14 protein-coding genes and 2 tRNA genes are annotated in these 11,320 nt (G+C 68.8%); 7 read left to right on the forward strand and 9 right to left on the reverse strand.

Annotated features, from left to right (window positions below; all coding sequences use genetic code 11):
• Nucleotides 1-110: 110 nt before the first annotated feature.
• The 8 genes from hadC to G6N30_RS16150 all read right to left on the reverse strand — a co-directional run bounded on the left by hadC (nucleotide 111) and on the right by G6N30_RS16150 (nucleotide 3,758).
• Complete coding sequence (gene hadC / locus G6N30_RS16115; protein ID WP_134054445.1) at nucleotides 111-620, reverse strand: (3R)-hydroxyacyl-ACP dehydratase subunit HadC; 510 nt, start codon at nucleotides 618-620, stop codon at nucleotides 111-113.
• A gap of 14 nt (nucleotides 621-634) precedes the next feature.
• On the reverse strand, nucleotides 635-1,063 hold the full coding sequence (gene hadB, locus G6N30_RS16120) for a (3R)-hydroxyacyl-ACP dehydratase subunit HadB (RefSeq protein WP_134054447.1): 429 nt from the start codon (nucleotides 1,061-1,063) through the stop codon (nucleotides 635-637).
• Nucleotides 1,050-1,529, reverse strand: a complete 480-nt coding sequence (gene hadA, locus G6N30_RS16125) for a (3R)-hydroxyacyl-ACP dehydratase subunit HadA (protein WP_134054449.1) — start codon at nucleotides 1,527-1,529, stop codon at nucleotides 1,050-1,052. The genes hadB and hadA overlap by 14 nt, the downstream gene beginning before the upstream one ends.
• A gap of 51 nt (nucleotides 1,530-1,580) precedes the next feature.
• Nucleotides 1,581-1,748, reverse strand: a complete 168-nt coding sequence (rpmG, locus tag G6N30_RS16130) for a 50S ribosomal protein L33 (protein ID WP_011854752.1) — start codon at nucleotides 1,746-1,748, stop codon at nucleotides 1,581-1,583.
• Between the two features lie 49 nt (nucleotides 1,749-1,797).
• Nucleotides 1,798-1,871: transfer RNA gene (locus G6N30_RS16135), tRNA-Met, on the reverse strand.
• 30 nt (nucleotides 1,872-1,901) lie between these two features.
• A tRNA-Thr gene (locus G6N30_RS16140) sits at nucleotides 1,902-1,974 on the reverse strand.
• 120 nt (nucleotides 1,975-2,094) lie between these two features.
• Nucleotides 2,095-3,297, reverse strand: a complete 1,203-nt coding sequence (locus G6N30_RS16145; RefSeq protein ID WP_134054451.1) for a globin domain-containing protein — start codon at nucleotides 3,295-3,297, stop codon at nucleotides 2,095-2,097.
• Nucleotides 3,294-3,758 carry an RrF2 family transcriptional regulator gene (locus G6N30_RS16150; RefSeq protein WP_134054453.1) on the reverse strand — a complete coding sequence of 155 codons (465 nt, stop codon included), beginning with the start codon at nucleotides 3,756-3,758 and terminating at the stop codon, nucleotides 3,294-3,296. The genes G6N30_RS16145 and G6N30_RS16150 overlap by 4 nt, the downstream gene beginning before the upstream one ends.
• A gap of 107 nt (nucleotides 3,759-3,865) precedes the next feature.
• Between G6N30_RS16150 and G6N30_RS16155 the strand changes: the two genes are divergently transcribed.
• The 3 genes from G6N30_RS16155 to G6N30_RS16165 all read left to right on the forward strand — a co-directional run bounded on the left by G6N30_RS16155 (nucleotide 3,866) and on the right by G6N30_RS16165 (nucleotide 6,774).
• The gene (locus tag G6N30_RS16155; protein WP_134054455.1) at nucleotides 3,866-4,582 is read left to right on the forward strand and encodes an MBL fold metallo-hydrolase; all 717 of its coding nucleotides are present in this window, start codon (nucleotides 3,866-3,868) and stop codon (nucleotides 4,580-4,582) included.
• Between the two features lie 256 nt (nucleotides 4,583-4,838).
• Complete coding sequence (locus G6N30_RS16160) at nucleotides 4,839-5,858, forward strand: phospholipase effector Tle1 domain-containing protein (protein WP_134054457.1); 1,020 nt, start codon at nucleotides 4,839-4,841, stop codon at nucleotides 5,856-5,858.
• A gap of 79 nt (nucleotides 5,859-5,937) precedes the next feature.
• A complete protein-coding gene (locus G6N30_RS16165; RefSeq protein WP_179965464.1) occupies nucleotides 5,938-6,774 on the forward strand; it encodes a DUF8453 domain-containing protein in 837 nt (278 codons plus the stop codon).
• 3 nt (nucleotides 6,775-6,777) lie between these two features.
• Here G6N30_RS16165 and G6N30_RS16170 read toward each other — a convergent pair whose 3' ends face one another.
• On the reverse strand, nucleotides 6,778-7,440 hold the full coding sequence (locus G6N30_RS16170) for an HD domain-containing protein (RefSeq protein ID WP_134054459.1): 663 nt from the start codon (nucleotides 7,438-7,440) through the stop codon (nucleotides 6,778-6,780).
• 143 nt (nucleotides 7,441-7,583) lie between these two features.
• On the opposite strand from G6N30_RS16170, the gene G6N30_RS16175 reads away from it, so the two are divergent.
• From G6N30_RS16175 to G6N30_RS16190, 4 genes are read left to right on the forward strand one after another with little or no spacing between them, the layout of a single operon-like run.
• The gene (locus tag G6N30_RS16175; protein WP_134054461.1) at nucleotides 7,584-8,282 is read left to right on the forward strand and encodes a crotonase/enoyl-CoA hydratase family protein; all 699 of its coding nucleotides are present in this window, start codon (nucleotides 7,584-7,586) and stop codon (nucleotides 8,280-8,282) included.
• 6 nt (nucleotides 8,283-8,288) lie between these two features.
• Nucleotides 8,289-8,891 carry a TetR/AcrR family transcriptional regulator gene (locus G6N30_RS16180; protein WP_134054463.1) on the forward strand — a complete coding sequence of 201 codons (603 nt, stop codon included), beginning with the start codon at nucleotides 8,289-8,291 and terminating at the stop codon, nucleotides 8,889-8,891.
• Nucleotides 8,892-8,940: 49 nt separating this feature from the next.
• The gene (locus tag G6N30_RS16185; RefSeq protein ID WP_134054465.1) at nucleotides 8,941-9,681 is read left to right on the forward strand and encodes a hypothetical protein; all 741 of its coding nucleotides are present in this window, start codon (nucleotides 8,941-8,943) and stop codon (nucleotides 9,679-9,681) included.
• A 3-nt stretch (nucleotides 9,682-9,684) separates the two neighbouring features.
• The gene (locus tag G6N30_RS16190; protein WP_134054467.1) at nucleotides 9,685-11,268 is read left to right on the forward strand and encodes an HD domain-containing phosphohydrolase; all 1,584 of its coding nucleotides are present in this window, start codon (nucleotides 9,685-9,687) and stop codon (nucleotides 11,266-11,268) included.
• Nucleotides 11,269-11,320: the final 52 nt, after the last annotated feature.

The following is an 11,320-nucleotide window of genomic DNA, read 5'->3' on the forward strand; positions in this document are numbered from 1 at the left end:
CACAATTCGCGCGCTTCCAGACTTCGGTCGGAAGCGCGCTGTAATGGGAAAACCCCGGTCACCGAGTTTAGCGCGCAGCCTGTCGGACTTCCTAATCCGCTGCCCAGCGACTACTCGCCGGCGGCCTTGCGGACCACCTGACCCGTCTCCGGATCCCACCTCACCGAGATCGAGTTGTCACCCTCGTGCCCCATCAGCGTGGTGAACGACTCCATCACCACCATGTCGTGCTGATCGACCAGCACGTTGCGGGTGGTGACGATATCGGCGCCGAAACGCTCGTCGACCGTCTCGATGTGCATCGTCCCGGTCAGCGCGTCGCCCTCCTTGATCGGACGGTGGAACAGGAACTTCTGGTCCACCTGGACGATCTGCATGGTCTCCATGCCGATGTCGACGTTCTGGAAGAAGTGGTTCTGGATCATGACGGCGAAGATCGACATGAACGTCGGCGGCGCGATCAGTGCATCGTGGCCGAGCTCCTTGGCCGCGTCCTCGTCGTGCGACGCCGGATCGGTGACCTTCACGGACTTGGCGAACTGCCGGATCTGTTCACGCCCGACCACGAAGGTGTCGGGGTACTTCCAGACCATGCCGCGGATGTCGGTTTTGAGTGCCATGTGAGAGTCCCTCGCTACGCCAGTGTCGCAACCGCGACGGCACGGCCGAAGATCTTCTTGCCGCCGGCCGTGGCCGACAGAGCGATCGTCACTGTCTTGGTCTCCGGGTCGGCGGACTTCACCCGGCCGTTGAACACGATCTCGGCGCCCTTGCCGTCGTTGGGCACCGGCACGACGGCGGTGAACCGCACGTTGTACTCCTTGACCGCGGCCGGGTCGCCCACCCACGAGGTGATGTAGCCGCCGCCGAGACCCATCGTCAACATGCCGTGCGCGATGGCCGTGTCGAGCCCGACCTGCTTGGCGATCTCGTCGTCCCAGTGGATGGGGTTGAGGTCGCCGGAGACGCCGGCGTAGTTGACGAGGTCCTGACGGGTCAGGGTGATCACCTTCTCGGGAAGCTGATCGCCGACCTTGACCGAATCGAACTCACGCAGTGCCATTGCTGAAGCCACTCTCTCCGTCTTCGTCGCTACGCCCCGCGAGGGTGGTGTAGCACTCCTGTACGACCTCACCCTTGTCGTTGGTGATGACGTTCCTCGTCGTGATGATGTCGGTGCCGTGTGCCTTGCGGATCGAGTCGATGTACACGTCGCAGTGCAGCGTGTCCCCCGCCTGGATCGGCCTGATGAGCTTCAGCGTCTGATCGACCTGCACGATCTGCGCATCGCTGATCGCGATGTTGTTGGCGTGGAACATCGCCAACTGCGCCTGATAACCGAAGATCGAGATGAACGTCAGCGGCGCGAGCAGCCCGTCGTAGCCGAGTTCGGCCGCGGCAGCGTCGTCGAAGAACGCCGCGTCGTCGTTCTTGACGGCAACGGCGTACTCGCGGATCTTCTCGCGGCCGACGACGTAGTGGTCGGGATGGCGGTAATGCGTCCCGACGTAATCGTCCAGGAAAGACACGAGTGTTGAACCTACCTAGTCAGCCGAGGCGATCGCCAACGGGCCGACCGATCAGCGCGACTCCTTGTGCGCACGGTGCACACCGCAGTTCGGGCAGAACTTCTTCAGTTCCAGCCGGTCAGGGTCGTTACGGCGGTTCTTCTTCGTGATGTAGTTACGGTGCTTGCACACCTCGCAGGCCAAAGTGATCTTCGGCCGGACGTCGGTACTGGAGGCCACGTCAGCTGCCCTCTTTCACAGATCTTCGTTGTTGCACGTACTTGCTCTGTAGCGGTGGGGGGGCTCGATCCCCCGACCTCACGATTATGAGTCGTGCGCTCTAACCAGCTGAGCTACACCGCCATCCGGCGCCGCCGCTCGGGCGATCCACCGAGCCCCCTAACGGAATCGAACCGTTGACCTTTTCCTTACCATGGAAACGCTCTGCCGACTGAGCTAAGGGGGCCTGACCCTCGACGGCGGACAACGCCGTGCCGTGGGCCTTAAAGAGAGTACAGTCTGGCCCGCTTGGGCGCCAAACCGCTGGTCATTGCGACCATCAGCGGGCCAGTCCGCACTCCCCCGGTCAGGACAGCAGCCAGTCGTTCGGCGAGAACAGCTCGCAGTGCACCCGCTCGGCCGGGACCCCGTTTTCCTGCAGTTGCGAACGCACCGCCTGGACGAAACCGTTGCCGCCGCACAGGTACACCTCGGCGTCCTCGGGCACCTCCACATCGCCGACGTTCAGCAGCCCCTCACGCGCCCCGGGTTTCGAACCGTCGGCCTCCTCGTACCAGAGGTCCAGCGTCGCGTCGGGCAGCGCGGCCACCAGTTCCTGCTGCCGCTCGCGCAGCGGGTGGGTGGCGGCCGACCGGTCGGCGTGCCACACCCGCACGGTCGTCGCGGGGGCGACGGCGGCCAGGTGCTCGAGGATGCCGATCATCGGGGTGATGCCGATGCCCGCGGACACCAGCACCAGCGGCCGGTGGTGGGCCTCGGGATCCGGCAGGTCGCCGAACGGCACGGTGACGTCGAGGACGTCGCCCACCTGGACGTTGGCACGAATCCAGTTGGACACCTCACCGAGCGGGCGCACCGCGAAGGTCAGGTCGCCGTCGCCGGGGGTGTTGATCAGGCTGTACTGCCGCAGCTGACGGGCGCCGTCGGGCAGCGTGACGCCCACCGAGACGTACTGCCCCGGCCGGAAATCGGTGAACGGCTGCGCCGAGCGCACCGAGAGCAGGACGGCGCCGGACGGATCGTCGACCCGGGCGACCACGCGGGCGCGGCGGTAGACGTCGCCGTCGACGACCCCGGCCGCGGCGTACAGACCGTGCTCCAGCTCGATCAGCGTGCGCGCCATCATCCAGTAGACGGCGTCCCAGGCCTCGGCCACCTCAGCGGTGACGGTGTCGGCGCCCAGCACCTCGACGATCGCGGCGAACAGGTGCTCGTGCACGATGTCGTACTGGTCGGCGGTGATGCCGAGGGATGCGTGCTTGTGGCCGATCCGCGACAGCAGTTCGTCCGGATGCGGCAGGTTCGGGTCGACCAGGTGGGTGGCGTAGGTGGCGATGGACGCCGCCAGGGCCCGCTGCTGGGCGCCCTGTGCCTGGTTGCCGCGGTTGAACAGATTGCGCAGCAGTTCAGGGCGGGCGGAGAACATCCGGCTGTAGAACACCGTGGTGATCTCGTCGATGTGCGCGCCGACCAACGGCAGCGTGGCGGCGATGATCTGAGCGTGCGCGGGGGCGAGTTCTTCGCCGACGGCAACGGGTGCGGTGGTCATCGGATGGTCCTTTCATCGGTGGGGTTCTTCAGCGGTGCTCCGAGGAACACCAGGGGAAGTGCGGGGCCCGCCATCTCGGTGACGGTGTGGCGGTCGAGTTCGCGGTAGAACGCTTCCTTCGCGTCGGCCAGCGCGCGCCGCAGCCGGCACGCGGCGAGCAGCGGGCACGGGTCGTCGCCGCCGCATTCGATGACCTCGCGGTCGCCTTCGAGTCGGCGCACCAGCCAGCCGACCGACGCTTCGCGTCCGGCGTCGGTGAGGGTCAGGCCGCCGACGCGGCCGCGTCGCGCGTGCACCATCCCCAGATCGGCCAGCCGGGCGACGGCCTTGGCGACGTGATGCTCCGAGGCGTTGGCGCCCGCGGCGATCGTGCGGGTCGTGACGCGTTGCCCGTCGGCCTCGCCGGCGGCCAGCAGCATCATGGTCCGCAGGCCCAGGTCGGTGAAGCGGGTCAGTTGCACAATTCGAACGCTATGTAAATGCGCACCGCGGGTGCCAGTTTTGCGGGTGTGCCGTTAAACACCCCGCGACGTGCGGTTTTTTCACCAGCCGCTTTAGGCTGAGGGGCGTGCCGAATTCTGATCGCCTCTACTTCCGCCAACTGCTGTCCGGACGCGACTTCGCCGCCGGCGACATGATCGCCACGCAAATGCGCAACTTCGCCTACCTCATCGGCGACCGGGAGACCGGCGACTGCGTCGTCGTCGATCCGGCGTACGCGGCGGGCGATCTCGTCGACGCCCTCGAAGCCGACGGCATGCACTTGTCTGGGGTGCTGGCGACCCACCACCATCCCGACCACGTCGGCGGTTCGATGATGGGCTTCGAGCTCAAGGGACTGGCCGAACTGCTCGAGCGGGTCAGCGTGCCGGTGCACGTCAACAGCCACGAGGCCGACTGGGTGTCGCGGGTGACCGGCATCGCGCGCAGCGAGCTCACCGCACACGAGCACGGCGACGTGATCAACGTCGGCAGCATCGACATCGAACTGCTGCACACCCCGGGCCACACGCCGGGCAGTCAGTGCTTCCTACTGGACGGCCGACTCGTCGCCGGTGACACGTTGTTCCTCGAGGGCTGCGGCCGCACCGACTTCCCCGGCGGGAACGTCGACGACATGTTCCGCAGCCTGCAGGCGCTGGCCAAGCTGCCCGGCGACCCGACGGTGTTCCCCGGCCACTGGTACTCCGCCGAGCCGAGCGCCGCGCTGTCGGAGGTGCGTCGGAGCAACTACGTGTACCGCGCCAGCGATCTCGAACAGTGGCGCATGGTGATGGGCGGCTGAGCTCTAGTCTGGCGGTGCGGCCGGTCGCGAATCCGGCAACGCTTCGCCGGGCGCGACACGTTGCGCTGAACACGTCGACGGTCTCCGCGTTACGCCGTGTTTCCGCACCGGGTGCCACGAAATCCGTCGCCAAATACCGCGCAGTCGCAAGAAATCGTGGCGGAATCGCGGAAATTACGCGCGCAGGTAGTGACACGGCGAGGCGGAACGGGCAAACTCCTAAGGGGACAGAGTCGTTCATCAGCCGGGGGTAGCTGTGAAGAACATCGTGTTGTGTTTCGACCGTGCACAGGATCAGCCCGGACGCCACGCCGCAACCAACGCCGGTGCGCTCTTCGGGCTGATCGAGAGCTCCCCCCGACAGCTCACGTGGTACGACGCGGGTGCCGGCACGCAGCCGCTGCGGCGGGGTGTGAGCGCGTTGCGGTGGCGACAGACCGCCGCGGGATCCGCCAGGGCGAGCATCGTGGCGGCATACCGCTTTCTGGTCGACGCCTGGGCGCCCGGCGACGAGGTCTTCCTGTTCGGCGTGGGGCGCGGCGCCTCCTGCGCGCGGGAACTCGCCCGGTTGCTCGGCACGATCGGGGTCTGGCACGACCGGCGCGACCAACTGCTCGATTATCTGCTCGACGCCTACGCCTTGCCGCGCACCGACCGCACCGCCGCGGACTGGGGTCGGGTCAGCCGCCTGGCCGCGGTGCTGACGGGTCGGGGCACCGCCGCGGTGCCGGTCCGCTACCTCGGGCTGTGGGATTCGGTGACGGTCCCGGGCGCCGCGCGCTCGACCGACGACGCACTGAGCCACGTCGGGTCCGGCCGCCACGCCATCGCGATCGACGGCGGCCGCTTCGGCGAGCGTCTCGGCGCCGGCACCGTCGAAGAGGTCTGGTTCCGCGGTGCCCACTGCGACGTGGCCGGGACGCCGGGCGCCTGCTGGCAGCTCGCCGACATCCCGCTGGACTGGGTGCTCGACGGCGCGGTGCGTACCGGGCTGCTGCTGCGCGGCGGGTGCCGGCTGCCCACGCCGACCGAATTCGACGCGCTGGCCGGCAGCAGCCATCCGCTGTCGCTGCGCAGACTGCCCGAGGACGCCCGCGTGCACGCCAGTGTGGAGCTGTATCTGCGCGCCCACCCGCAGTACTGGCGGCGCCTGCCCGCCAGGGTCGAGTGGGCCGACGCGGAATGGCTGGCGCGCGGGGAACGGCTCGTGCACACGCGCGCGCCGTTGCCGATTTCCCCTCGCGCGCCGCGTGAACTGGCCGAGGCCCTGCCCTGACGCGGCTCGCCGTGGTTGCTGCAGAATCGCCAGCGAACGGTAGTCTGCCTCCAGCACACGATGACTCGTTGGGGGCGCGGTGGACTGGATCGAGGATCGCTGGCGGGACCTGACCGCACTCGGGTCGGCGGGCTGGCTGGCGGTGGCGGCCTGGGCTGCCCTGCTCCTCGGCGTGGTGGCGCTGATCGTCGTCACGCGAGCGCTTCGCCGGACCCGCGATCTGCGCGCCGACGAACTCAAACCGCACGTCGTGATGTTCATGGAACCGCACCCGTCGGACTGGCACGTCATCGAACTGGTCGTGCGCAACTTCGGTCAGTCCGCCGCACACGACATCCGCTTCGACTTCACCCATCCGCCGACGGTGGCCCGCTACGAGGAACGCGTCGACGGCCATCCCGACATCGTCGAACTGGAGTTGCCCAACGAGCTGCCGGTTCTCGCGCCCGGCCAGGAATGGCGCACGGTGTGGGACTCGGCGGTCGACCGCAACGAACTCGCCGGGTCGATCCGGTCGCGCTTCGACGGCCTCGTGACGTTCTACGACCGGCCACGCGCGTCCCGCCGCCCCAAGGAGTACACCAACCGCGTGGTTCTCGACTGGGCGACACTGCAGCCCGTGCAGCGCCTCGAGCTGATGAGCTCCCACGACCTGGCGCGCCAGGAGAAGCAGAAGCTCGAACTGCTGCGCACCGTGCTGACCTACTTCCAGTACGCGTCGAAGGAGACCCGTCCCGAGGTGCTCCGCGCCGAGATCCAGCGAATGAGCAACGCCGTCAAGGAAACCCAGGACCGGTGGCGCACCCGTCAGCACGACGAGACGACGGTGCTCGACTTCCCATGGATCGAACGCAACGGCGCGCCGGTGTACAGCGGCGTGACCCGGGAGGCGGGCCGGCACCACCGGGGTGCCTGACGGTTACGCGTCGACGGGCTCGTCGCCCCAGCCGGAGTTCCGCACCACGTCGAAGAAGGTGAGCGAGCTGCCGTTGAGCAGTTCGTGCAGGTGCGCGGGGAACGTGAACGGCGGGGCCTTCAGCGGGTTGGCGGCGATTCCGCCCGCGATGAGGTCGGCGATCGCGAAGCCGAGATCCTGACGCGGCCACGCGGCATGGACGCGCTCGACGAAGCCGGCCGGCAGTGACTCCTTCTCGGCACCGTCGATGTCGAGCGAGATGCCGGAGAACGACACCGCCTGCTCCGTGCCGAACCGGTGCACGAGCCCGAGGCTGGTGTGCAGTGCGATCCCTTCCCACACCGTGCGGGCGCGATCCTCCGCGACGTCGTGTTCGCGCAGGAACCGCACCGCGGCGTCGGCGCCGTCGACCTCGAACCGCTGATCGCCGCCGCCGAGGGCGGTGACGCCCAGATCGTGCAGGATGCAGGTGAGGAACACGACCTCATCGTCGTAGTCGCGCACTCCCCTGGCGGCCGCGAGTTCGCGGGCGAACAGGTAGCTGCGGACGGTGTGGTTGGCGATGACCGGCAGCGAGACGTCGAGCACCAATCGCACTGCGGCCGAACACACCTCGGTGTCCGGAAGGTTCCACTCGGACAGGCGGACCTCTTGGGGAAGCGTCATACCGACGACTGTGCCGGATCTCCCAGAACGGCCACGAGTGGCTAGATCGCCATGATGCGACGAGATCTGGCCATGCGGTCTTGGCATTCGTAACGGCGTTACGTAACATCGCTCGCACTTGATGTCCACTCATAGGAGAGTTGATGAGCAGCACGGTGAGCTACGACCTGACCGAGTCGGTCGCGACCATCACGATGGACGATGGCAAGGCCAACGTCCTGTCGCCGGCCATGCAGGCCAACCTCAACGAGGCCTTCGACCGCGCCGAGAAAGACGACTCGAAGGCCGTTGTGCTGGCGGGTAATCAGAAGCTGTTCAGCGGCGGCTTCGACCTGGCGGTGTTCGCCTCCGGTGACGCGCAGGCCTCACTGGACATGCTCACCGGCGGGTTCGAGCTCGCCGTGCGCTGCCTGACCTTCCCGAAGCCGATCATCATGGCCGCGACCGGGCCGGCGATCGCGATGGGCTCGTTCCTGCTGCTCTCCGGCGACGTGCGGATCGGGTCCCCGCGCACGCGGTGCCAGGCCAACGAGGTCGCGATCGGCATGGTGCTGCCCATCTCGGCGATCGAACTGATGCGGATGCGGTTGACGCCGGCGGCGTTCCACCGTGGCGTCTCGATGGCCACCACGTTCACCGGTGACGCAGCGATCGCCGGCGGCTGGCTCGACGAGGTGGTGGAGCAGGACGCGGTGCTCACCCGCGCGCAGGAGGTCGCGACCGAGGCCGCGGCCACGCTGCACCTGAACGCGCATGTGGCGAGCAAGCTCAAGGCCCGCGACCACGCGCTGCAGGCGATTCGCGCCGGAATCGACGGGCTGGCAGCGGAGTTCGGCGGCTGAGCGGCGATGCCCAGGGCCAAACAGCGCACCCCTGAACTACGGGACCGGCTGCTGGCGGTGGCCGTCGCGACGCTCAACGAGGAGGGCGTCGCACGGCTCACCACGCGGCGGGTCGCCGAGCGGGCCGGGACATCGGTGCCCGCCGTCTACGAGTTGTTCGACGACAAGGCCGGGCTGATTCGAGCGATCTTCTTCGAGGGGTTCCGGCTGCTGGGCAACGACCTGTCCGCGGTGCCGGTGACCGACGATCCGGTCGCCGACATCGAGGCGCTCGTGCCGGTGTTCCGCCGCTTCTGCCTGGACTCCCCCAGACTCGCGCAGGTGATGTTCTCCCGGCCGTTCGCCGACTTCGACCCGGGCCCCGAGGAACTGGCGGCCGGCGAGGCCGTGCGCGACATCTTCCTCGACCGCATCCAGCGGTGCCTCGACGAGGGCGTGCTGGCCGGCGATGCGGTGGACATCGCACACGTGCTGCTCGCGCTGGCCAAGGGTCTGGCTGTGCAGGAGGCCGGGTGCTGGCTGGGCACCACGGCACGGTCGGTCGAGCGACGGTGGCGCCTCGGCGTGCACTCGCTGCTCGCCGGATTCCGCCCGGCCGCCGCGGTTTGAGGCGAATGCCCCATGCCGCGGGCGCCGGTTGCGCCGCAGCATCGAGGGCATGAACACCCAACCCACTCCCCAGGCGGCCGCCGAGGCGACCGCGACGCAAACCCTTCCCGGCGGCGACGACGAACGTGTCGTCGGCTTCGGCGTGATGGGGCTGCCCTTCACCAGCGGCCACTACCTCGCATTCCGCGACTTCCCCGCGACATCGTTCTCCCCCGCCTACCTGTCCGTGTGGCACCGCACACCCGACGGCGTGTGGACGTTCTACGCGACCACGCCCGGCGCGCAGAGCTGTTCGCGCTATTTCAGCTCCGCCACCGAGGTGGACCCGGTCGTCTGCGAGATCACCGCGACGTGGACGACGCCGTGGACGCTGACCATCGCGATCCCTGGCGTACTCCGGTGGCAGGTCGACATCGCGGCCACCGCCGCGACGCGCGCGCTCACCGCGGTCGGCACCCGACTACCCGCGTGGATGTGGACGAATCGCATCGCGCTCGCGGTGCTCGGCCGAACCGTCGGCCCCGTCCTCGGTGCTGGCAGCATCCGGCTCACGGGCACCGCGTCCAACGGCCAGAAGTTCCGCATCGGGCCGAAACGAGTGTGGCTGGTCGCCGACTCGGCGGCGACCGTGCGCGGTGCGGACCTCGGGCCGACGGGTCCGCTGCCCCGCCAGGCCCGGCTGGCCGACTTCCGGCTGCCGCAGCGTGGCATCTGCGTGGTCGGCCAGGGCCTGTTCGACCCGTTCGACGCAAGCCGGCATCAGGACGCCGACCGGCTTTCGCTGACCTGATGACTGACGACGGCGCACAATCGGCTCGTGACCAGTCGCCCGCAGGCCGCGGGGCTTCCGACGCGTGCGGAAGTCCTCGCGGCGCTGTCGGTGGCGATCGACCTCGGGCTCGGCCAGCCGGCCGAGCACATGCTGCGGTCGGCGCTCATCGCGACGCGGCTCGCCGACCGGCTGGGGCTCAGCACCGCTCAGCGTGACTGTGCCTATTACACGACGTTGGTCATGTGGATCGGCTGTCACGCCGACTCGCACGAGTACGCGCGGTGGTTCGGCGACGACATCGCGGTGCGCCGCGCGTCGTATCTCGTCGACTGGTCGGGACTGCCGTACCAGCGGTTCCTGCTGGCCAATGTCCGCCACGGCGCACCGCTGCTCCAGCGGTTGCGTACCGTGACGGCGCTGTACGCCGATGCGCGCGGCCACATCTCGCGGCTCATCCATTCGCACTGCACGTCGGCTGCGCTGCTCGCCGAGCGGATCGGTCTCGACGGTGACGTGCAGCGGGTGCTCGGATTCACCTTCGAGCGGTTCGACGGCGGCGGGCTGCCTGCGGGCGTTGCCGGAGAGGCGATCCCGGTCGAGATGCGGGTGGCGCAGTTCGCCGACCTGGTCGAGGTGCATCACCGCGGCTACGGGGTCGAGGGCGCGGTCGCGATGGCGCGCAGCCGGCGCGGGGGGCAGTTCGATCCGGCGGTCGTCGATGCGTTCGTCGCCGACCCGGAACCCGTGCTGGCGGTGCCGATGACCGGAGATGCGTGGACGACGGCGCTGCGGCAGGCGCCGGACCGCAAGACACGGCTCGACGCCGCCGGCTTGGACGCCCTGCTGGTCGCGCTCGGCGACTTCGTCGACCTCAAATGTCCCTTCACCGCCGGACATTCGAGGGCGGTGGCCGCGTTGGCCGCCGATGCGGCGATGGTGGCCGGCCTCGACGCGGATGCGGTGGCACTGACGCGGCGGGCCGGCCACGTGCACGACATCGGCCGTATCGGGGTGTCGAACCAGGTCTGGTCGAAGCCGGGCGCGCTGAGCATGGCGGAGTTCGAACGGGTGCGCCTGCATCCGTATCTGACGGAGCGGATTCTGCGGCAGGTGCCGGGGCTCGCGCGGGTGGCGTCGGTGGCGGCGAATCATCACGAGCGGTTGGACGGCACGGGATATCCGCGAGGGCTCGCCGCGCGGGAGCTGACGATGCCCGACCGTGTGCTCGCGGCGGCGGTGAGTTATCACGCGGCGTGTGAGCCGAGGCCGTATCGGGCGGCGATGGCGGCCGGTGATGCGGCGCGGCGGGTGCGTGAGCGGGTACGGGACGGCGGACTGGATCCTGGTGCGGCGGAAGCGGTGCTGCACGCCGCGGGCCAGTCGGCGCGGCCGGTGTCCCACCCGGGCGGGCTGACCCCGCGCGAGGCGGAGGTGCTGCGCCTGGTGGCGCTGGGCGCGTCGAACCGCGAGATCGCGGCGACGTTGGTGATCAGCGAGAAGACCGCACGCAATCACGTCGAGCGGACGTACGCCAAGATCGGGGTGTCGAACCGTGTCGCGGCGAGCCTGTACGCGCTCGAGCACGGGTTGCTCGGCCGCCGGTGATTTCGGTGTGGTTGCTAGCGCTCAGCGCAACCAACTACACCGAAATCGCCAG

This window comes from Mycolicibacterium litorale, from assembly GCF_010731695.1.
In the GTDB taxonomy this organism is placed as follows: domain Bacteria; phylum Actinomycetota; class Actinomycetes; order Mycobacteriales; family Mycobacteriaceae; genus Mycobacterium; species Mycobacterium litorale.